Source organism: Hyunsoonleella aestuarii (assembly GCF_006148925.1).
GTDB lineage: Bacteria > Bacteroidota > Bacteroidia > Flavobacteriales > Flavobacteriaceae > Algibacter_D > Algibacter_D aestuarii.
Map to the genome: position 1 here is coordinate 395,463 of NZ_VAWB01000002.1, position 20,068 is coordinate 415,530.

At 32.5% G+C, this 20,068-nt stretch carries 22 protein-coding genes; 16 read left to right on the forward strand and 6 right to left on the reverse strand.

Features of this window, described 5'->3' with window-relative positions; all coding sequences use genetic code 11:
• Positions 1–36: 36 nt before the first annotated feature.
• Together FEF17_RS11485 and nhaC are read right to left on the reverse strand one after the other, a co-directional pair.
• Positions 37–675 (reverse strand): peroxiredoxin, encoded by a 639-nt coding sequence (locus tag FEF17_RS11485; RefSeq protein ID WP_139002538.1) that lies wholly within the window; start codon positions 673–675, stop codon positions 37–39.
• A 105-nt stretch (positions 676–780) separates the two neighbouring features.
• Positions 781–2,253, reverse strand: a complete 1,473-nt coding sequence (gene nhaC, locus FEF17_RS11490; protein ID WP_139002539.1) for a Na+/H+ antiporter NhaC — start codon at positions 2,251–2,253, stop codon at positions 781–783.
• Between the two features lie 90 nt (positions 2,254–2,343).
• On the opposite strand from nhaC, the gene FEF17_RS11495 reads away from it, so the two are divergent.
• The gene (locus tag FEF17_RS11495; RefSeq protein ID WP_139002540.1) at positions 2,344–3,366 is read left to right on the forward strand and encodes a metal-dependent hydrolase; all 1,023 of its coding nucleotides are present in this window, start codon (positions 2,344–2,346) and stop codon (positions 3,364–3,366) included.
• Positions 3,367–3,371: 5 nt separating this feature from the next.
• Here FEF17_RS11495 and FEF17_RS11500 read toward each other — a convergent pair whose 3' ends face one another.
• Positions 3,372–4,598, reverse strand: a complete 1,227-nt coding sequence (locus FEF17_RS11500; RefSeq protein ID WP_139002541.1) for an aminotransferase class I/II-fold pyridoxal phosphate-dependent enzyme — start codon at positions 4,596–4,598, stop codon at positions 3,372–3,374.
• A gap of 155 nt (positions 4,599–4,753) precedes the next feature.
• On the opposite strand from FEF17_RS11500, the gene FEF17_RS11505 reads away from it, so the two are divergent.
• From FEF17_RS11505 to FEF17_RS11520, 4 genes are all read left to right on the forward strand, one after another.
• Positions 4,754–5,212 (forward strand): Lrp/AsnC family transcriptional regulator, encoded by a 459-nt coding sequence (locus FEF17_RS11505; RefSeq protein ID WP_139002542.1) that lies wholly within the window; start codon positions 4,754–4,756, stop codon positions 5,210–5,212.
• Positions 5,213–5,220: 8 nt separating this feature from the next.
• A complete protein-coding gene (locus FEF17_RS11510; RefSeq protein WP_139002543.1) occupies positions 5,221–5,847 on the forward strand; it encodes a CPBP family intramembrane glutamic endopeptidase in 627 nt (208 codons plus the stop codon).
• 85 nt (positions 5,848–5,932) lie between these two features.
• Positions 5,933–6,436, forward strand: coding sequence for a hypothetical protein (locus FEF17_RS11515; RefSeq protein ID WP_139002544.1), 504 nt, complete (start codon positions 5,933–5,935; stop codon positions 6,434–6,436).
• Positions 6,437–6,463: 27 nt separating this feature from the next.
• Positions 6,464–7,192, forward strand: a complete 729-nt coding sequence (locus FEF17_RS11520) for a hypothetical protein (RefSeq protein ID WP_139002545.1) — start codon at positions 6,464–6,466, stop codon at positions 7,190–7,192.
• 18 nt (positions 7,193–7,210) lie between these two features.
• Here FEF17_RS11520 and FEF17_RS11525 read toward each other — a convergent pair whose 3' ends face one another.
• Positions 7,211–7,633, reverse strand: a complete 423-nt coding sequence (locus FEF17_RS11525) for a DoxX family protein (RefSeq protein ID WP_139002546.1) — start codon at positions 7,631–7,633, stop codon at positions 7,211–7,213.
• 57 nt (positions 7,634–7,690) lie between these two features.
• A complete protein-coding gene (locus FEF17_RS11530; RefSeq protein ID WP_139002547.1) occupies positions 7,691–9,334 on the reverse strand; it encodes an acyl-CoA carboxylase subunit beta in 1,644 nt (547 codons plus the stop codon).
• A gap of 145 nt (positions 9,335–9,479) precedes the next feature.
• On the opposite strand from FEF17_RS11530, the gene FEF17_RS11535 reads away from it, so the two are divergent.
• The 9 genes from FEF17_RS11535 to ettA all read left to right on the forward strand — a co-directional run bounded on the left by FEF17_RS11535 (position 9,480) and on the right by ettA (position 17,044).
• Positions 9,480–9,833, forward strand: a complete 354-nt coding sequence (locus FEF17_RS11535; RefSeq protein ID WP_139002548.1) for a DoxX family protein — start codon at positions 9,480–9,482, stop codon at positions 9,831–9,833.
• Between the two features lie 55 nt (positions 9,834–9,888).
• Entirely contained in the window at positions 9,889–10,419 is a 531-nt protein-coding gene (locus FEF17_RS11540) for an NADPH-dependent FMN reductase (RefSeq protein ID WP_139002549.1), read from the forward strand.
• A 15-nt stretch (positions 10,420–10,434) separates the two neighbouring features.
• On the forward strand, positions 10,435–10,872 hold the full coding sequence (locus FEF17_RS11545) for a MarR family winged helix-turn-helix transcriptional regulator (protein WP_139002550.1): 438 nt from the start codon (positions 10,435–10,437) through the stop codon (positions 10,870–10,872).
• 54 nt (positions 10,873–10,926) lie between these two features.
• Complete coding sequence (locus tag FEF17_RS11550; protein WP_246046844.1) at positions 10,927–11,799, forward strand: pirin family protein; 873 nt, start codon at positions 10,927–10,929, stop codon at positions 11,797–11,799.
• 70 nt (positions 11,800–11,869) lie between these two features.
• A complete protein-coding gene (locus FEF17_RS11555) occupies positions 11,870–12,586 on the forward strand; it encodes a pirin family protein (protein ID WP_139002552.1) in 717 nt (238 codons plus the stop codon).
• A gap of 152 nt (positions 12,587–12,738) precedes the next feature.
• Positions 12,739–14,340, forward strand: coding sequence for a sulfatase-like hydrolase/transferase (locus FEF17_RS11560; protein WP_139002553.1), 1,602 nt, complete (start codon positions 12,739–12,741; stop codon positions 14,338–14,340).
• Positions 14,341–14,422: 82 nt separating this feature from the next.
• Positions 14,423–15,055: a hypothetical protein gene (locus FEF17_RS11565; protein ID WP_139002554.1), complete on the forward strand. Its 633-nt coding sequence runs from the start codon at positions 14,423–14,425 to the stop codon at positions 15,053–15,055.
• Positions 15,056–15,170: 115 nt separating this feature from the next.
• Positions 15,171–15,353, forward strand: coding sequence for a CAL67264 family membrane protein (locus tag FEF17_RS11570; RefSeq protein WP_139002555.1), 183 nt, complete (start codon positions 15,171–15,173; stop codon positions 15,351–15,353).
• On the forward strand, positions 15,353–17,044 hold the full coding sequence (ettA, locus tag FEF17_RS11575; protein ID WP_139002556.1) for an energy-dependent translational throttle protein EttA: 1,692 nt from the start codon (positions 15,353–15,355) through the stop codon (positions 17,042–17,044). The genes FEF17_RS11570 and ettA overlap by 1 nt, the downstream gene beginning before the upstream one ends.
• Positions 17,045–17,079: 35 nt before the next feature.
• Here ettA and FEF17_RS11580 read toward each other — a convergent pair whose 3' ends face one another.
• Positions 17,080–17,310: a hypothetical protein gene (locus FEF17_RS11580; RefSeq protein WP_139002557.1), complete on the reverse strand. Its 231-nt coding sequence runs from the start codon at positions 17,308–17,310 to the stop codon at positions 17,080–17,082.
• A 192-nt stretch (positions 17,311–17,502) separates the two neighbouring features.
• Between FEF17_RS11580 and FEF17_RS11585 the strand changes: the two genes are divergently transcribed.
• Together FEF17_RS11585 and FEF17_RS11590 are read left to right on the forward strand one after the other, a co-directional pair.
• Complete coding sequence (locus FEF17_RS11585) at positions 17,503–18,846, forward strand: coiled-coil domain-containing protein (RefSeq protein WP_139002558.1); 1,344 nt, start codon at positions 17,503–17,505, stop codon at positions 18,844–18,846.
• A 148-nt stretch (positions 18,847–18,994) separates the two neighbouring features.
• Positions 18,995–20,065 carry a hypothetical protein gene (locus FEF17_RS11590; RefSeq protein ID WP_139002559.1) on the forward strand — a complete coding sequence of 357 codons (1,071 nt, stop codon included), beginning with the start codon at positions 18,995–18,997 and terminating at the stop codon, positions 20,063–20,065.
• Positions 20,066–20,068: the final 3 nt, after the last annotated feature.

Here is a 20,068-nt window from a genome sequence, read left to right on the forward strand (position 1 = left end):
TAAAGTTGAGCTTTTTAAATTTTATTTTTCGTTTTTTTAATTAACGTGTTTTTCTAGAAATTCGGCAACACCTTGATGCGTTGCTTGCATGCCAGTTTTACCTTTATTCCAGTTTGCAGGACAGACTTCACCGTTTTCTTCATTGAATTGCAAGGCATCAACCATACGCAATGCTTCGTCTACATTTCTACCAAGAGGTAAATCATTTACTATTTGATGGCGTACAATACCTTCTTTGTCAATTAAAAACAAACCACGATAGGCAACTAACTCCCCAGAAGCTTGAAGCATGTCATTATCATCATAAAAATAATCACCAGCAAGAACGTCGTAATTTTTTGATATAGTTTTGTTTGTATCAGCAACTAGAGGGTAAGTTACTCCTTTTATACCACCATTACTTTTATCTAATTGTAACCAACCCCAGTGTGATTGTTCTGTATCTGTTGAAACACCAACTATAGCTGTTTTTCTAGATTCGAATTCTTCTAATTTTTCTTGAAATGCATGAAGTTCTGTTGGGCAAACAAAGGTAAAATCTTTTGGGTAAAAGAATAATATCACATGTTTTTCACCAAGAAATTGATCTAACGAAAAATTGTCTACAAATTCGCTTCCGTTTATAACCGCTTGTGCATTAAACTGAGGTGCTTTTTTTCCTACTAATACAGCCATTTTTTTAAAATATTTTGTTTGAAATTTAATTTATCGGATGCAAAGATATTTTGCTCCAATAGACTAGCAAAACATTATTATTTTAAAAACTTATACAACTATAAATTAGTCTAATTTGGCTTTAATCATTCTAATTTTTAATCTTAGAGCAGCAAATAGAAGTGTAGTGAAAGGGCTTAGCCAATTGAAGATGGCGTAGAAGAAATATTCTCCAACTCCAACACCTAAAACACTAGATTGGTAAGCGCCACAAGTATTCCATGGAATTAAAACAGATGTTACAGTCCCGGAATCTTCTAAAGTTCTACTTAAATTTTCTGGAGCTAAACCTTTATCATCGAAAGCTTTTTTGAACATTTTGCCAGGAATTACAATCGCTAAATATTGATCTGATGCAATGGTATTTAAACCTAAACAACTTATTACTGTACTAGCAAACAGTCCGAAAACAGAAGATGCAATAGATAATAGAACACGAGTTATTCTTGCTAACGCTCCAATAGCATCCATGATGCCACCAAATACCATTGCGCTAATAACCAGATAAATGGTCCATAACATGCCCTTCATTCCTTTTGCAGCAAAGAGTTCATTCAGTTTTTCGTTATCTGTGGCTATTTGTGTGTCTACGAAAATAGAATTAAAAACAGAGCCTATTTTAGAATTACTTAAGGCATTTAAAACATCAGGTTGAAAAACAAGAGCAAAAACTCCTCCAATAATTACCCCGGTACCGAGTGCTATTAAAGGCTTTGTTTTTTTTAATATTAGAATAATTACAACTGCCGGAACTAAAAATAACCATGGTGTAATATTAAACGTATTTTCGATTGATCCCAATAAACTACTTATATCTGCATTCCCTGAAGTATCTATAGTAATACTTATTATTGAGAATACAATTAATGTGATTAAAATTGTTGGCACAGTTGTAAACGTCATATATCTAATATGAGTAAATAGATCTGTACCAGCGATAGCTGGGGCAAGATTGGTTGTGTCACTAAGCGGCGACATCTTATCACCAAAATAAGCTCCAGAAATAACAGCACCAGCAATCATTCCAGGGCTTATATCTAATGCACCACCTATTCCGATTAGTGCAATACCAACAGTTGCAGATGTCGTCCAAGAACTACCAGTAGCTATCGAAATAATAGCACAAATTATTACACATGCCGGCAGAAAAATATTTGGATTTAAAACTTGTAAGCCATAATAAACCATTGCTGGAATAACACCACTTACTAGCCAAGTTCCAGCTAAAGCACCAACAAGAAGAAGAATTATTATAGGAACAAAAATACTTCTTAAGTTTTCCCATACCTCAGAAGCCATAAGTGAGAGATTAACTTTATTGAATAATCCAACCACGGCTGCTACTAAACCACCAGTTAAAAGAATAAGTTGATTTGAATATTCCCCAAGCATCTCTCCATCAGCAAAAAATATGTTATAGGCTAATAATCCCATTAATATAGCTACAGGAACAAGGGCTTCCAAAATGTTTAATTCGGTATTCTCTATAATATTTTGATCCTCAATTTTTGTTTTAGATATATTTTTGTTGTCTTTCATCTGAGTGGTTTTGATTCGTAATGTTACAATTTTAGCCTCATGTATGCAAATAGATAATAGTTCTGTATTTTTACTTTTCAAGAATATACTATGGATTCGTTAACCCAAATTGTACTTGGCGCCGCTTGCGGAGAAGCCGTGTTAGGAAAAAAAATTGGAAATAAAGCGTTGCTTTTTGGAGCAATAGGAGGAACTATTCCTGATTTAGATGTTTATGTTGGGAGTTTGCTATATGGTAATCAAATTGATGCTATGTTATTCCATAGAGGTTTTATGCATTCCATTTTGTTTTCTGTTTTAGCAGCGTTTCTTTTTGGTTGGTTCGCATTTAAATTATATAATTCAGGTAAACGAAGAGGAACAACTATTCAAAAAGATTGGATAAGTTTGTTTTTTTGGTCACTCTTTACACATCCAATTCTTGATTGCTTTACGCCTTATGGGACTCAGTTGTTTTCACCTATAAGTAGCTATAGGGTAGCTTTAAATAATATTGCTGTTGTGGATCCTATTTATACCATTCCATTTTTGTTATGCATGATTATTCTGATGTTTTTCAAGCGAACATCCAGTAGACGGTTACTTTGGTTGAGACTAGGAATAGGTGTTAGTTCGATATATTTATTGTTCACGTTTGCTAATAAATTATATATGGATTCAATATATAGAAAATCTCTAAACTTTAATAATGTAATCTATAAGCGCTATTTTACGCAACCTACCATTTTTAACAATATTCTATGGTATGGTGTCGCTGAAACCGATTCTACTTATTACGTCGGTTATTATTCATTATTGGATAATGAAAATAAGTTTTCTGATTTTAAAGAATTGCCAAAAGAAAGAGCTCTAAACGTTAATGATTACAGGCGGGTTAATGATTTAGCTTGGTTTAGTAATTACTATTTTAGTATTTATAAAATAGCTGAAAATGAATATCAATACAATGATTTACGATATCCGCTTACAAGTGATGAAAATTCTAATTCATCAGTATTTAGGTTTCGGTTATTTGATGAAAATGGCATATTAAATATGAAACCATTTGAGCGAAATGAAGACAATGTATCTGATGCTTTATCAGCCTTATGGAAAAGGATAAAAGGCAAGTAGACTTTCTAAACAGGTATTTTGCGACCTAAAGGATCTAAAATATTTAATTCCACCATGCATTCTCGCATCATGTAGTAAGTTCTATCTATATCTGCATCTAAGCCTATTGAAAACCGGATAAGACCATCAGTCAAGCCCATCGCTTTTTGTTCTTCAATTGGTATTTCAGAAGATGTTGAAGTCCCAGGAGCACTAAAAAGTGTTTTATAAAAACCTAAGCTTACCGCTAAATAACCTAAGTTTTTATTTTGCATCATTTCCATAAGCTCATTCGCTTTTTTTAATGAACCAACATCAATTGTGAGCATGCCACCAAAACCATATTGCTCGTTCATTATACTTTTAAATAAGTCATGAGATGGATGTGATTTTAAACCAGGATATACGGTTTTTAAGCCATCTCTTTCAAATTTACCCGCAAGGAATAGTGCGTTTTTACTATGCTGTTGCATTCTAATATGCAAAGTTCTCAAGTTTTTTAAAACAGATGCCGCTCTAAGGCTATCCATTGTTGCGCCTAATAGCATAGAAGCTCCATTGTTAACATTTCTCAATTCATTAATAAAATCTTGTGTGCCACAAACTACTCCTCCAACAGTATCACTTGTACCGTTTATAAATTTAGTTAGGCTGTGAATCACCACATCGGCGCCCAAAATCGCTGGTGAAATTGACAATGGGGAAAACGTATTATCAACAACTAATTTTAAATTATGTCTTTTAGCAATCTTCGAAAGACCATTTATATCTGCAACTTCCAAAAGTGGATTACTTACCGATTCACAATAAATTATCTTAGTGTTTTCGGTTATTGCCTTTTCTACTGCGTTTAAATCCGTAATGTCTACAAATGAGGTTTTAATATTAAATTTTGGAGTGAAATTTTTAAAAAATGCATAAGTTCCCCCGTAAATTGTTCTGCTAGTAACAATATGGCTTTCGGCCTTACAAAGTTGAAGTATTGCTGGCGTAATAGCACCCATTCCAGAAGCCGAAACATTTGCTGTTTCTGTTCCTTCCATAGCAGCCAAGGCTTCACCTAAATATAAATTAGATGGAGAAGAATGTCGTGAATATAGGTAGCAACCATCCGCATTGCCTTCGAATGTATCAAACATGGTTTTGGCTGAAAGGAAAGTATAGGTTGATGAGTCTGAAATAGAGGGGTTTACGCCTCCAAATTCACCAAAATATTGTAAATCCTGTATACTATTTGCTGGTTTAAATGCCATATTAATTGTTTTTATAATACAAAATTGAGTATTTTTAGACTAAATATCAATATTTAGTATTTTATATAGAAAATAAAACTATATTTAATTAAATAAATAGTTTTATTAAAAGTAAAATTAACTTTTAAATGATTCTGAATTAAATTTTTTCTGATATGAGTTTTGATAATACTGATAGAAAATTACTTGAATATTTACAGTCTGATAGTAAACAAACAACAAAGGAGCTTTCAAATAAACTTAATCTTTCTGTAACCGCAGTTTACGAGCGTATTAAAAAGCTGGAACGAGAAGAAGTTATTTGCAAGTATGTAGCACTTTTAAATAAAGAAAAAATAAATAAATCCTTTATAGCCTATTGCAATATTAAATTGGTACAACATTCTAAAGCCTACGTTATACAATTTGAAAGAGAGGTTGCAAAATTAAGTGAAGTCTTAGAATGTTATCATATTAGTGGAGATTATGATTATTTATTAAAAATTCTAGTTGAAGATATGCAAGCTTACCGAGAATTTATGGTGAAAAAGCTAACAACAATTAGCCATATTGGAAGCACACACAGCACTTTTATGATTAATGAGGTTAAGCATACTACAGTGATAAGTATTTAAGAATTAATATGAAATCAACTCAATATAAATTCATAGAATTATTAATATGTTTTATTCTTATACCAATAAGCTTTACCATCGATTATTCTATTTGGATTAAGCTGCTTATTGCCCTTTTTGGGTTTATCTATACCTTATTGATTATATTAAAAGTTGAAAGATTAAAGTTTAAAATAAGCCCACAAATAAACTGGAACCTATTCATTAGAGAAATCTTTTTAAAGCTTACAGTTATTATAATAGTAACAACAGCGTTTGTTTATTTAACAGATAAAAGTTCCTTATTTAAAGTGGTTCTAGAGAAACCTAAAATATGGATTTTTATATTGTTCTTTTACAGCATGTTTTCAGTATATCCTCAGGAGTTAATCTACCGAAAATTTTTTTTTAAGAGATATTCAAAACTATTCACAAATGAAAGATTATTTATTTTTCTAAACGCCATTTTATTTTCTTTAGGTCATATCTTTTTTAGAAACACTTTAGTCTTAGTTTTAACTTTTCTTGGAGGTCTTTTATTTGCTATAACATTCAATAAAACAAAATCCATAATTCTTGTCTCAATTGAGCATGCCATTTATGGTTGTTGGCTTTTTACGGTTGGTATGGGTGAAATGTTAGGGTTTCCCGCTTAATTGTAAAATAATATTTACATAATAAATAGGTTTATTACTTCTTTTTTCTATTTTTAAAAAACTATTAACTAAACCAGAATAAAGTATGAAAAAAATTGGCTCGATTATTTTAGGGTTTATCATTGGCGCATTTGTAACATATTATTTTTGTCCTCGGACAGTTAGTGAAGTTAAAGAAGCCAAAATTATAAAACCATCCGGAGTAATTTCCATTGCTGAAGCAGATTCGTTAAATAATAATTGGACTAAATTTAGAAAGGTAGCAGTCGATTCAGCTGCTAAAAAGCAAGGACGAAACAAAGATAATCGTTGGGCTGCCTGGTCTCTGGATGATATTGAAAATTATATTTCTTACGCTAAGAATCAATCGGATAGTTTAGGTTATGATATGACTGGAATTCGCATTTATCTTGGTGTTTATGGAAAAAATGCAGGGCAAACAAAAAAGAATTTAACGACCATGTTTATGGTTCCAACGGGTAAAAAATCTGTATCTCAGGCAAGTTCTTTAATCTTCCAATCTAGACGCGATAACATACCGATTGATCCCCTTAACGAAGGTCAAGGAGGTGATAGTTCTTACCCATGATGGATTATTTAATTCTTGCTTACTTTAATGATAGACTTTTTACTTGAATACAAAAGTCCGCTAACTTTCATATTAGAAATGCTTGCTGCTGTTACGGGCTTGGTACTTTATGGAAAATATAAATACCATTATGCAAAGTATTTTATATGGTTCATAGTTTACCTTTTTATCTGTGATTCTCTAGGAGGTTATTATAAAAATCTTATTAGAAATGATGGTGTTTTAAGTTTTTTAGAAGGTACAGTTTTTGTAAAAAACTATTGGTGGTTTACTATTTTTTGGAAAATAGGAGCAATCCTCTTTTTCGCATTTTATTATAATAAAATTTTGCAAAAATATTATTTTAGACGTATTGCCAAAATAAGTGGTTCGGTGTTTTTTATTTTTTCAATCTTCCATGTTATAATGAATTTAGAAGATTATTTTAAAACATTTTTGCCGGCTATAAGTATTTTTGGCGCTATTGTTATATTTATAGTAACAGTACTCTACTTTATTGAGCTTCTTCAAAGTGAAAGAATTTTAACTTTTTATAAATCCTTAAATTTTTATATCACTTTCACAATTTTTATTTGGTGGTTAATGGTTACACCATTGGTTTTTTATGATATTTACATGTCTAATCTTGATAATAGCTTTATTTTTTTAAGGACAAGAATCTATTTATTTGGTAATTTATTTATGTATTCAATGTTTGTTTTCGCATTAATATTTTGCAAGCCAGAAAAAGAGACCTTAATTGACTTTACCAAATAATTCTAAAAAAAAGACTTATTACTGCTGCATTTTTAGATAATAATCGGCCGAATGTTTACCTGATCCATATATTAGAAAGAATGCGCAAACGAACAAGGTTACTATTGCTAAAATAAGATTGTTAGAATTCATATCTCCCACAAAGTTTATAGCTATAGCTCCTATTAAAATTGGAACCTGAGCTAAAATAGCCCATCTTGTTAATAATCCAAAGGCTATAAGAATACCACCAATAAAGTGGGCAGGAGCTACATAATGAATAATAATCATACCACCAGCCATATTTTCCATAGGCTTAAAAAGATTCATTAGCATCTGGCTGTCTCCCATAAAATTTATTCCTTTTATAAATAGGAAAACACCAAGAGCAATTCGTAGTAAGTCAATAGGCAAATACGTATGTGCATTAGCCCATTTGTTTAATGATTTAATTGTTCCCATGATTGAAGTTGTTGATTTTCAATCAATAAGATACGAAAAAATAAGAAGTTTTTAAAATTAAACTTGAAGCACACCCAAATTAAACTGTTTTTCAATAGGAGCATGGTTAGCAGCTTCAATACCCAAAGAAATCCATTTACGAGTATCTAAAGGATTGATTACAGCGTCTGTCCAAATTCTGGCAGCAGCATAATATGGTGAGACTTGATTATCGTAACGGTCTTTTATTTTATTGAATAGTTCTTCTTCTTTTTTAGGAGTAATTTTTTCGCCTTGTTTTTCTAGTGAAGCTTTTTCTATTTGAAGTAAAACCTTAGCAGCTGAGTTTCCGCTCATAACCGCCAATTCTGCACTTGGCCATGAAACAATTAATCTGGGGTCATAAGCTTTGCCACACATGGCGTAATTTCCAGCGCCATAACTATTACCGATAATAACGGTAAACTTAGGAACTACAGAATTGCTAACGGCATTTACCATTTTAGCTCCATCTTTAATAATCCCAGAGTGTTCGCTTTTACTCCCAACCATAAACCCAGTAACATCTTGCAGAAATACTAATGGAATTTTCTTTTGGTTACAATTGGCAATAAACCTAGTGGCTTTGTCCGCAGAGTCATTATAAATCACACCACCAAACTGCATTTCAGTTGGTTTGGTTTTAGAGCCTGTGGTTTTTACAATCTGTCGCTGATTTGCCACAATACCAACCGCCCAACCATCAATGCGAGCGTAACATGTTATAATAGTTTGCCCATAGCCGGCTTTATATTCTTCATATTCTGAATTATCAACCAATCGTTTTATAATTTCGAACATATCATACTGATCTGCACGACTTTTTGGAATTATTCCAAAGATATCTTCAGGGTTTTCAGTAGGCTTTTTTACTTCAATTCTATTAAAACCAGCTTTATTGTAATCGCCAATTTTATCTACTATGCTTTTGATTTTATCCAAGGCATCTTTATCATCTTTTGCTTTATAATCGGTAACTCCAGAAATTTCACAATGTGTTGTTGCCCCTCCTAAAGTTTCATTGTCTATACTTTCACCAATAGCGGCTTTTACTAAATAACTTCCAGCCAAAAAGATACTTCCTGTTTTGTCAACAATTAAAGCTTCATCGCTCATAATAGGAAGGTAGGCACCACCAGCAACACAACTGCCCATAACTGCCGCAATTTGAGTAATACCCATACTGCTCATTATGGCGTTGTTTCTAAAGATACGTCCAAAATGTTCTTTATCAGGAAAAATCTCATCCTGCATGGGTAAATAAACACCCGCAGAATCCACTAAATAAATAATTGGTAATCGATTTTCAATAGCTATTTCTTGTGCTCGAAGATTCTTTTTACCAGTAATCGGAAACCAAGCTCCTGCTTTAACCGTAGCATCATTGGCAACAACAATACATTGCTTACCTTGAATGTATCCTATCTTTACTACAACACCTCCTGATGGACAACCACCATGTTCGGTATACATATCTTCACCAGCAAACGCACCAATTTCAATGGATTTGGCTTTGTCGTCCAACAAATAAGTGATACGTTCTCTAGCCGTTAATTTGCCTTTGCTATGTAGCTTTTCAATACGTGATTTTCCACCACCTAAACTAACTTTAGATAAACGTTTGTTGAGTTCAGAAACTAATAGTTTATTGTGATCTTCATTTTTATTGAAGTTGATATCCATAGATGTATTTATTTGTAGACGAATTTACGAAACCAATTCCTGTCTGAAAAGTGAATAATTTGTTAAAATATATAACATGGAAATATATTCCTTGGAATATAAAATTATTTATTGTAATTTTGTAATGTAATTTATAATTAAAGAAATGAAAATAAATAAAATAATTTATTATATAGCAACAATAATATTAACTGCTGTCATGTTATTTTCAGTAAGTATGTACTTTTTAAAGCACGAGATGATAAAAGATGCTTTTGAAAGTTTCGGTTACCCCACATATATCATATATCCTTACGCTATGGTAAAATTATTGGGACTAGTAGCACTGTGGTTACCTGGATATAAAATATTAAAAGAATGGGCTTATGCTGGGTTCTTTTATGCATTTATACTAGCGTTTTTTGCACATTATATGATTGGTGATGGACAACAAGGGACAGCTATTGTTGCTTTAATAGCTTTAATTATATCATATATATTTTTTAAAAAAACAAAATAAATAGAATAATAGTCACAAATTTCTTCTTTTGAGGAAATAAATAAAAATCAATTCAATGAAAAAGATAATAGCCTTTGCAGGGAGTAACAGTAAAACATCAATCAATAAACAATTAGTCGTTTATACTTCAAGTTTAGTTGATGATGTAGAAGTAGAAGTTCTTGATTTAAATGATTTTGATTTACCACTATACGGTATTGATTTAGAAAATGAAAAAGGTATTCCAGATGATGCACATCGATTTTTAAACTTGATAAAATCATCTGATGGAATTGTTTTATCCTTAGCAGAACACAACGGGGCATATTCAACTGCGTTTAAAAATTTGTTTGATTGGATGTCAAGAATAGACGGAAAACTTTGGAGTGAAAAGCCAATGCTTTTAATGGCAACTTCTCCTGGAGCTAGAGGTGGAGCTACTGTTTTAGAAATTGCTAAAGGACGTTTTCAATACATGGGCGGCAATATAGTTGCAGATTTTAGTTTCCCTTCATTTGGAAATAATTTTTCTGAAGAAAAGATTATTAATGAAGCATTGCATGCTGATTTGAAAGAAAAAGTGAGTGTATTTAGAGCATCTTTATAACTAAAAACTAAGAATATGGGCGATTTATCAAAAGATATAAATTCAACATTTGCGAATAATAGAGTGAAGGCTTTATTGAACATTATTTATACGTCCAATTGGATAATGAGTCACCAGAATGAGTTTTTTAAAACCTATGGAATTTCGCCCCAACAGTACAATGTTTTAAGAATTTTAAGAGGTGCAGATGAACCATTAAACGTTCAAACGATTAAAGATAGAATGATAGAGCGTTCACCTAACGCAACGCGTTTAATGGATAAATTATGCGCCAAACAATATATAGAGCGTTGCCCTTCAGAACATGATAGACGTGTTGTTAAAATTGCGATAACAGAAGAAGGTAAGGCGTTTTTAGAATCTATACCAAATGATTTCAATAGAGATTTATTAAGGAATTTGAGTGAAGAAGAAGCGGAACAATTAAGTAATCTGCTTGATAAAATGCGATAGTCGCGTTTTTTTACCCAAATAGTTTCCATGGAAACTATTTTAAAAATAATTATTATGAAAGCAAATACAATAAAAACAGTTGGGAGAAGCGATTTCGTCAACATGGGGCCAATACAATTACGGCAGCCCATCCCAACAAGAACGATTGATAATATAGATCCGTTTATATTATTGCATCATTACGGACCTTATGATATTTCAGAACGAAATAATCCGTTTGATTTAGGTCCACATCCGCATCGCGGATTTGAACCGATAACCTTTTTAATTCAAGGGGAACAACTGCATAGAGACTCACTTGGAAATGAAAGTGTAGTGAAAGCAGGCGATGTACAATGGACAACGGCAGGTAGGGGTATTATTCATGCCGAAGCACCAACAAAGGACTTTGTGCAAAAAGGAGGTGCACTTGAAGGTATTCAGTTGTGGTTGAATCTGCCCGCTGAAAAGAAAATGATCGAGGCTAATTATCAGCATGTTGCTAATGAAGATTTTAAAACCGTTACTTCTGATGATAAGAAAGTGAACATTCAAATAATAGCTGGTGAGTTGGAAGGTGTTTATGGACGTGTTAAAACACAATCCCCAGTAAATGCTTTTATGATTACTGTTGAAGCAGGTGGGGGTCATGAGATTAAAGTTCCAAATTCACATCAATCTACAGTGTATTTGTTGAAAGGTGATGTTACAATTAATGATTCAGAAACTTTGAAATTGGATGCAAATCAATTAATTCAATTTAATCAAGATGGTGAAGGGTTTTCTATTACCGGAAATGAAAATAGTATGCTATTATTTCTTTCAGGAGAACCATTTAATGAACCAGTAACGACGTATGGCCCTTATGTGATGAATACACAAACTGAAATTATGGAAGCGATGCGAGATTACCAAATGGGAAAAATGGGTTTTTTACCCGCAAATTAATAAATGTCAGTTCGAGTATCCCGATTTTTTAATCGGGCTATATCGAAAATAATTTTAAAAAGTAAATATTATGAAAACAGTAATTCACAAAGCAGATACTAGAGGTTACGCCAATCATGGTTGGCTAAAATCACATCACACATTTAGTTTTGCGAGCTACCAAAATCCGGAGCGTATGAATTTTGGAATGTTGCGCGTTTTGAATGACGATGTAGTACAGCCAAAAATGGGTTTCGGAACGCATCCGCATCAAAATATGGAAATCATTTCTATTCCGTTAAAAGGCGCTTTGTCCCACAAAGATAGTATGGGTAATAAACGTGCTATTGAAGTTGACGAAGTGCAAGTGATGAGTGCGGGTACGGGACTGACCCATTCGGAATTTAATGATAGTCAAACGGATGAAGTTAATTTTTTACAGCTTTGGATTATACCAGAAACCATGGGTGTAGCCCCAAATTATGAACAGCGTAAGTTTGATTCATCTGAACGTAAAAACAAGCTACAAACCGTCGTTGCACCAATGGATAAATTAGAAGGTGATGCGTTACCAATTAGTCAGCAGGCATATATCTATAGAACAGATTTAGATGCGGGAAAAGCTGTTATATTAACGCCTAAAAACACTGATAATGGTTTTTATATTTTCCTTGTTGATGGTAGTATTGAAGTTTCAGGAAATAATTTAAATAAACGAGACGCTATTGGTGTTTGCGATGCACATAGTTTGGAAATTACAACCCAGAAAAGCGCACAAGTAATAATAATTGAAGTTCCCATGGACTAATTATTATTATGGGGTAATAGCGAAAAAACATCGAAAAATAGATTTTCGTAAAATTAAAAAAAGTGTTTAATATCAATAAAATTATTGATAATGTATAGTTTCAAATAAGGTGAATTTTGTTAATTTGAAAAACTAAACTTTAAAGGCTAATCTTGATAAAGAAAGCACCATTATTATTAATTTTCACACCTCTCATAGTATTGGCGCTTATCGGGATTTTTGTTATTCTTCCTTTTTGGGTTTATGTAAAAGAGCTAATAGCTTTTACATGTACTTCAATAATTTGTGCTTCAACTTTAGTTATTTTACCTAAGATTCTAAAAAAAAGCATGCTATTTTTTTTCATGTTTATCTTATATACTTTAATTTTTATAAAATTAAGTTTTTATTTAAATTATGGAGCTAGATTAAATGCCTCAACACTTTATGCAGTTTTTGAAACTAATGAAAGAGAGTCCCTAGAATATTTATCATCTTATTTTAATAATCAAACAAATTTACTTTTAGCTACGGTATTGGGTTGTTTTTGTGTTGTGGTTTTTTTTGCTCGAAGTTTAAATGTTCACTATAACTATAATAAATATTTTAAGTGGATGTCAATAGGTGTAATTGTGCTATCTGGCATCTTATTGTTAAATAAATTTCATTATTATAATTTAATTATAACTGGTGCTAATTCTTATCAGGAATATAGTGAAGTGAAAAAATTAATCAATTCTGAGCTATCAACACCAAAAAGTAAAAATTTGGTTGTTGACATTAACAGAGATGAACAGACTTTTGTCGTAATCATTGGGGAGTCAACAACAAAATGGCATATGGGTTTGTATGGGTATTATAGAAACACTAATCCAGAACTCGCTAAGCTTAAGGAGAAGCTTTATATATTCAATAATGTAATTTCACCAAACGTAAACACGATAGTTTCATTAGATAAAATTTTAACATTTTCTGATTTTCACAACCCAAATAGGGGTGGAAACACTTCGCTTGTGCAAATGGCTAACATGGCAGGTTTTGAGACTTATTGGGTGTCAAACCAACATGTGCACGGTTTAAATCAGTCCTTTGCAGCAGAAATTGCTTATGCTAGTAATTATAGCTATTTTTTAGCGATGGACCATTATCATTTTTCAACCAGTTATGACGAGGTAGTGTTACAAAAATTTGAAAACATTATAAATACTAAAACTAAAAAAAAGCTTATATTTCTTCATCTTATAGGTACTCACATTCGTTATTCTGATAGATATCCTAAAAGTTTTAATGTGTTTAAATCAAAGGAACAGGAGTTAGATAAGGATGTAGATATGGAAAAAGAAAGTATAATTGACCATTATGACAATGCGGTGCTGTACAATGATCATATAGTGAGTGAGGTTATCAAAAAAATCAGCAAGCAACCCACAAAAAGTACGGTTGTTTATTTTTCAGATCATGGTGATGATGTTTACGATGTAAATCAAAATATATTCGGACATAGTGAAGATAATGCAACACCTCCTATGTATGAAGTCCCTTTCCTATTGTGGTTTTCTAAGCAAAACCCAAAAAGAACAAAAGATTCAATATTAAGAAGTTATACTAATAGAAAATATAATTTAGAAGATTTTGAACATACATTTTCTGATTTACTAGGTGTTTCTCATAACCTTTTTGAACCCAGTAAGAGTATAGTAAATGATAAATTTAAAGAAAAGAACAGGTTAATTAAGGATGGTGTGGATTATGATGTTTATAAAGCGAAAAAGTAAATTAGGATTACTTTTTTTACTACTTATATTACTTGGATTTCTTGTTGTTAATGTTACTATAAGTGTTTATAAAGCACCTTTTATGGGTTTTTATACCTCTAAAATTTATGGGCACAGGGTAAATTATTTAAATAAGTTGCAACAAGCTAAATCAAGTTTTATAGGGGTAGAATTAGATCTTGTCTATTTAGAGGATTTAAATCTTTTTGATGTGAGACACCCTCCTGAAGCATCTACAAATTTTTATTTTGAAGATTATTTAAATGAAATAGGTGAGGAAAATGATTTAAAATTATGGTTAGATATCAAAAATCTTAATTCGGACAATGCCGAAAATATCTTAGCAAGAATGGATTATCTTTTAAAGACACATAATCGGTTAAGAGAAAGTATTTTGATTGAAACAGTATTTCCTGATGCTTTAAGTATGTTTCAAAAAGCAGGATATACCACAAGTTATTATTTACCATACTTACACTTATTAAGTAAGTCTGACCAAAAAGACACCTTATCATATATCAAGAATACATTAAAAACTTATCCGGAGCTAGGAATTTCTACCCATTACATGGGTTATCCTATTCTTGAAAACGAATTTCCGGAATCAAGTAAGTATCTATGGGCTTTGGGTGGAAATAATATTTATAAAGATATTTTTTTAATTCGTAAGCTTTTAAAAGATCAAACTGTTAAAATTGTTTTAGTTTCATTTTAAAATATAGAAAAGTAAATTACCCAATTAAAAAAGTATTCTGGTAAAATGTAAAATAGGTGAAAAGAGATTAATATTTTACGATATTTGCTTTCAACTAACTAATAAAAGAAAGATTATGGCGATGAATAAAAATACGGTTTTAGCATGGGCAACAGTTTTAATGATAGTTATGGGTGTTGTGTTAATTTTAATGGGAGCTTACAGATACGATGATGTAGCCGGTTGGGGTTTTGCAACTGTTGGTATTGGTTTTTTTGCAATAGCATGGGTGTTTAATGCTTTAAAAGGAAGAGTGTAATGAGTGATGATAAAAAGATAATTTTTTCAATGTCTGGTGTTACCAAGACATTTCAAAGTGCAAATACACCAGTTTTAAAGAATATTTATTTAAGTTTCTTTTATGGAGCTAAAATTGGGATACTAGGACTTAACGGTTCAGGTAAGTCCACATTATTAAAAATTATTGCTGGCGTTGATAAAAATTATCAAGGGGATGTGGTGTTTTCTCAAGATTATTCTGTTGGATATCTAGAACAGGAGCCTCAGCTTGATGAAGATAAAACAGTAATGGAAGTGGTCCGTGAAGGTGCTGCAGAAACCGTTGCTATTCTTGATGAATACAATAAAATTAACGATCAATTTGGTTTAGAAGAAGTCTATAGCGATCCAGACAAAATGGAAAAGCTCATGAACCGACAAGCTGAATTGCAAGATCAAATTGATGCCTCAAATGCCTGGGAATTAGATACAAAGCTTGAAATTGCTATGGATGCGCTTCGCACTCCTGATGGTGATAAGAAGATTGGTGTATTGTCTGGTGGTGAACGACGTCGAGTTGCCTTATGCAGGTTGCTTTTAAAAGAGCCCGATGTATTACTTCTAGATGAGCCAACTAACCACTTAGATGCCGAATCTGTGCATTGGTTAGAACATCATTTGGCAAAATATAAAGGCACAGTAATCGCCGTAACTCACGATCGATACTTTTTAGATAACGTAGCGGGTTGGATTTTAGAGCTGGATAGAGGTGAAGGTATTCCTTGGAAAGGGAATTATTCATCTTGGTTGGATCAAAAATCAAAACGTATGGCCCAGGAAGGTAAAGCGGCCTCAAAGCGTCAAAAAACGTTAGAACGTGAGCTGGAATGGGTGAGACAAGGTGCAAAAGGACGTCAAACCAAACAAAAGGCGCGTTTAAAAAATTACGATAAGTTAATGAGTCAAGACCAAAAACAACTTGATGAAAAACTAGAAATATATATCCCTAACGGACCTCGTTTAGGAACAAACGTGATCGAAGCCAAAGGTGTGGCCAAAGGTTATGACGATAAATTATTATATGACGATTTAAACTTTAATCTTCCGCAGGCTGGAATTGTTGGGATTATCGGACCAAATGGGGCAGGTAAGACCACTATTTTTAGAATGATAATGGGCGAAGAAACTCCTGATAAAGGGGAATTTATAGTTGGGGATACGGCTAAATTGGCCTATGTAGATCAAAAGCATTCTAACATTGACCAAGAGAAAACTATTTGGCAAAACTTTAGTGATGAGCAGGAACTGGTGATGATGGGTGGAAAACAAGTCAATTCCAGAGCATATTTAAGTAGATTCAATTTCTCAGGAAGCGAACAAAACAAGAAGGTTAAATTACTTTCTGGAGGAGAACGCAACCGTTTACATTTGGCTATGACTCTTAAAGAAGAAGGTAATGTGTTGCTTTTGGATGAGCCCACTAACGACCTTGATGTTAATACATTACGTGCTTTAGAAGAAGGACTTGAAAATTTTGCAGGGTGCGCCGTAGTAATTAGTCACGATCGTTGGTTCTTGGATAGAATCTGCACACATATTCTAGCTTTTGAAGGCGATTCTCAAGTATATTTCTTTGAAGGAAGTTTTTCAGATTATGAAGAAAACAAAAAGAAACGACTAGGAGGAGATTTGATGCCAAAGCGAATAAAGTATAAGAAATTAGTAAGATAAAGACTAGAAACGTTCACTATTAAAGTGGACGTTTTTTAATTATCCTGGCCATACATATGTCCTTCTGTAAAATCTTGATAAGGCTTTTCTTCATCTTCTGCTATTTTTTTATTTATAGCATCCAAACGTTCATTTTCCTTTTTTAACTTATAAGATTTACGAATTCCAAGTAGCAACAAAATCCCAAAGAATACCACTACAACAATAAGAAGATTCACAATAGTACTTTCATTAACCAATAATATTGCAAAAAAATTGTGAGTCATTCGATTTGGGTTACTTTTTTAAATTGATGATAACAAATATAGTACATTCTTTCATTTTGTCCGAAAATTTTAACAAGTGTAACAATTATATAATTTATTATACTAATTATTTGAGCACCTAAAATTTCTAATTTGAGATTTTTTAACGAAATTGCTTGTCCGTATAATTGTTCAACCTTTAATATAAATAACATGTCTGACGACTTCGATTTATTAGAAACTAATTCCAACGAAAAAACAGAGAAAGTAGATGTCAATTGGGGAAAAGCCATTGACACCATGAAATCTAAACTTTCACAAGAGGATGATCCAGAGGTGCGTCAAAAAATATTGAATGCTACTTTGGATGATGTAGTTCATATGGCTGAAAAAGACAGAACTACACTTTTAGATGCCATTAAAGACTTAACAGATTATCAAGATGAGGTTGGTATTATATTTGAAAAGTTTTCTGAGTTAAATGCTACCGAGCAAAAAGTTATTGATGATGCTCAAAAAGCCTTAGAGCGTGCGAAAATAGAATTAGAAGATTTTCAAGCAAAACCTGATACTTGGTGGAACAACCTATGGGGACGTAAAAGCAAAATTAAGAACGCGGAAGATGTGCTAAAAGCTGCTGAAAAAGTTAGGGCAGGAGCGGATAATAAGGCAAAAGCCATGTTCCAAAAGCGTATAGAAAGTGCGGATGTGCAAACACTCTTAAGTGAATTATCCTATAAATCGCAAGCAGCGGTTACCCGTTTAAAAAATCGTGAAGTTGAAATCAAAGAGGTCGAGGATAAACTTCAAGATGCCATTGTTGAAGCCACTAAAAACCATACAAAAGCTTTAGAGAAAAAGAAAGAAGTTGAAGCAAAACTTGAAGAACGATATGCTTTGTTAAGGCAAGCACGTCAAGAATTAGAGGATATTGTTGACAAGCAGTCAGCTGAATACGCGCAAGCTATTGGTAAAGTTACAGAACTTGAGCAAAAGGTAGAAGAGCTAGAAGGCCTTAAAAATGCTTATACAACACTTGCTGCAAGTAAAGATAGCTTCGTGCATAAACATAATTTGACTATTAAAGTGCTAACATCTCTCAGAAGCAATTTACAAACACATCGAGCAAAATTAAAGAGTGATACCGAAGAACGTCTTAAATATTATGATGGTTATGTGGTGGCTTTAAAAGCTAGGACAGATCAAGAATTCGCAGCTATTTTAGAGCATTTAGGTGTTAAAACCGATGAGCATATTGGAGAAACGTTGGCATCTATGCATACTGCGAGTGCTAAGGCACGTCAAGATATGATGGACAACATCCCAGTTCACGAAAAAGTAATGCAAGGTGTTTACAGTAGTTATGCCGAGGCCTTACAAGAAATTAGAGCTAAAGATGGTGAAATCCAAAAGAATTTTGCAGAACGTTACGGCATTGATATGAAAGAGATTTTTGAAGATTATTACAATGCTGATAAAAATATACCTTCTGCAGATGATAGTGAACCAGCAGGACAAACAAAACCAGAAGTTAACGACGACGATTTATTGTCTTAAAATACTAAGGGCGTTACCCTGATGAAAATTCGGGGTCGGTCTTTTTGTTATAACTTTTTTCAAAAGAAGAAAAAAAATGCCGCTTCAATCCTTAAAGCTGGCAAATCTATAAATATTCAGGCTTTACTAAGAACTTTTAATTTTTAAAATGTCAATAAACCACATTGTAACCCCTTTAGATTCGGCGATACTTGACTCCAAAGAGCAATACGTTTTTTATTATAAAATGGTAGACTTTGCTTTTAAAGAATTAATTGTAGCCGTGCAGCTAGAAAACATCTGTAATGATATTGAGGTGAAATTGTTTAAGCAATATTGCGATTTACTATTGTATTCTATTGAGGCTATGCGTGTCAAGTACATGTATGATGAGGAAGATAATATGAAAGTGGACTTGACAGATTCTGGGTTTCCAAATTATTTAGAGTTTCGATATTTATTTAACGATTTGGAATTGCGCGATGATTACTTAGGTAAGCTAACGCCAATAGAAACCTTGAAAGATGAGTTTTTAGATGCCTTATTACGAAAAAAAGAACCTATTAAAAAGAGCAAGCTGTTTCAAGCATCCTCAATTGTGTATTACACTTCGGTGAATAAACAATACATTTTCAATAGGTTTGTTCAGGGGAAAATTGTTGAAGCTCCAGAAAATTCTAAGGCAGATTTATTGACAAGCTGGAGTTTTTATGATGTGTCCCACAACCGCCCTTTTATCTGTTTTATGTATTTTAATTATGATGGAAATAAAATCCTTGATTATCGGGATGAGATATATAATGTGTTAAAAACAGTTGCAGATAGATATATGTCGCTGGATACCATGGCATATACAATAGATAGAAAATTGCCAAAAATATCTCCAAAACTCATTAAGCGTATCGATTTAGGGCCTTTACATAATGTATTTGCAAAAGATGAAAATATAATAACTCATAATATTCTAGAAAGTATAGGAAAAAAGGAAATCCCTTTGGAATCTTATGCGTTTTCAATGCAAGTTGATGATGTAAGCTCTAAAAGTGAATTTAAAGAAGGTGGTTTTTTTAGTAAACAAGTTTTACAAAAATGGGATGATGTCTTTAAACAAAAATATGTTTTAGCACCACATAGAGTAATTCAGTTAATATATAACAAGACACCTGAAATTATAGATAAGCTTGTTAAAGCACCCATTGAAATGGCAGGTTTAGAAATAGATTTAAAAAAGACGTCATAACGA

Excerpts from the sequence above, each read along its gene's own strand:
- FEF17_RS11505 (WP_139002542.1), top strand. The coding sequence starts at position 4,754 with ATGAGTTTTGATAATACTGATAGAAAATTACTTGAATATTTACAGTCT.
- FEF17_RS11580 (WP_139002557.1), bottom strand. The coding sequence starts at position 17,310 with ATGACTCACAATTTTTTTGCAATATTATTGGTTAATGAAAGTACTATT.
- FEF17_RS11510 (WP_139002543.1), top strand. The coding sequence starts at position 5,221 with ATGAAATCAACTCAATATAAATTCATAGAATTATTAATATGTTTTATT.
- FEF17_RS11570 (WP_139002555.1), top strand. The coding sequence starts at position 15,171 with ATGGCGATGAATAAAAATACGGTTTTAGCATGGGCAACAGTTTTAATG.
- FEF17_RS11540 (WP_139002549.1), top strand. The coding sequence starts at position 9,889 with ATGAAAAAGATAATAGCCTTTGCAGGGAGTAACAGTAAAACATCAATC.
- FEF17_RS11590 (WP_139002559.1), top strand. The coding sequence starts at position 18,995 with ATGTCAATAAACCACATTGTAACCCCTTTAGATTCGGCGATACTTGAC.
- FEF17_RS11565 (WP_139002554.1), top strand. The coding sequence starts at position 14,423 with ATGGGTTTTTATACCTCTAAAATTTATGGGCACAGGGTAAATTATTTA.
- ettA (WP_139002556.1), top strand. The coding sequence starts at position 15,353 with ATGAGTGATGATAAAAAGATAATTTTTTCAATGTCTGGTGTTACCAAG.
- FEF17_RS11485 (WP_139002538.1), bottom strand. The coding sequence starts at position 675 with ATGGCTGTATTAGTAGGAAAAAAAGCACCTCAGTTTAATGCACAAGCG.
- FEF17_RS11515 (WP_139002544.1), top strand. The coding sequence starts at position 5,933 with ATGAAAAAAATTGGCTCGATTATTTTAGGGTTTATCATTGGCGCATTT.
- FEF17_RS11550 (WP_246046844.1), top strand. The coding sequence starts at position 10,927 with ATGAAAGCAAATACAATAAAAACAGTTGGGAGAAGCGATTTCGTCAAC.
- FEF17_RS11535 (WP_139002548.1), top strand. The coding sequence starts at position 9,480 with ATGAAAATAAATAAAATAATTTATTATATAGCAACAATAATATTAACT.
- FEF17_RS11545 (WP_139002550.1), top strand. The coding sequence starts at position 10,435 with ATGGGCGATTTATCAAAAGATATAAATTCAACATTTGCGAATAATAGA.
- FEF17_RS11530 (WP_139002547.1), bottom strand. The coding sequence starts at position 9,334 with ATGGATATCAACTTCAATAAAAATGAAGATCACAATAAACTATTAGTT.
- nhaC (WP_139002539.1), bottom strand. The coding sequence starts at position 2,253 with ATGAAAGACAACAAAAATATATCTAAAACAAAAATTGAGGATCAAAAT.
- FEF17_RS11525 (WP_139002546.1), bottom strand. The coding sequence starts at position 7,633 with ATGGGAACAATTAAATCATTAAACAAATGGGCTAATGCACATACGTAT.
- FEF17_RS11520 (WP_139002545.1), top strand. The coding sequence starts at position 6,464 with ATGATAGACTTTTTACTTGAATACAAAAGTCCGCTAACTTTCATATTA.
- FEF17_RS11555 (WP_139002552.1), top strand. The coding sequence starts at position 11,870 with ATGAAAACAGTAATTCACAAAGCAGATACTAGAGGTTACGCCAATCAT.
- FEF17_RS11585 (WP_139002558.1), top strand. The coding sequence starts at position 17,503 with ATGTCTGACGACTTCGATTTATTAGAAACTAATTCCAACGAAAAAACA.
- FEF17_RS11495 (WP_139002540.1), top strand. The coding sequence starts at position 2,344 with ATGGATTCGTTAACCCAAATTGTACTTGGCGCCGCTTGCGGAGAAGCC.
- FEF17_RS11500 (WP_139002541.1), bottom strand. The coding sequence starts at position 4,598 with ATGGCATTTAAACCAGCAAATAGTATACAGGATTTACAATATTTTGGT.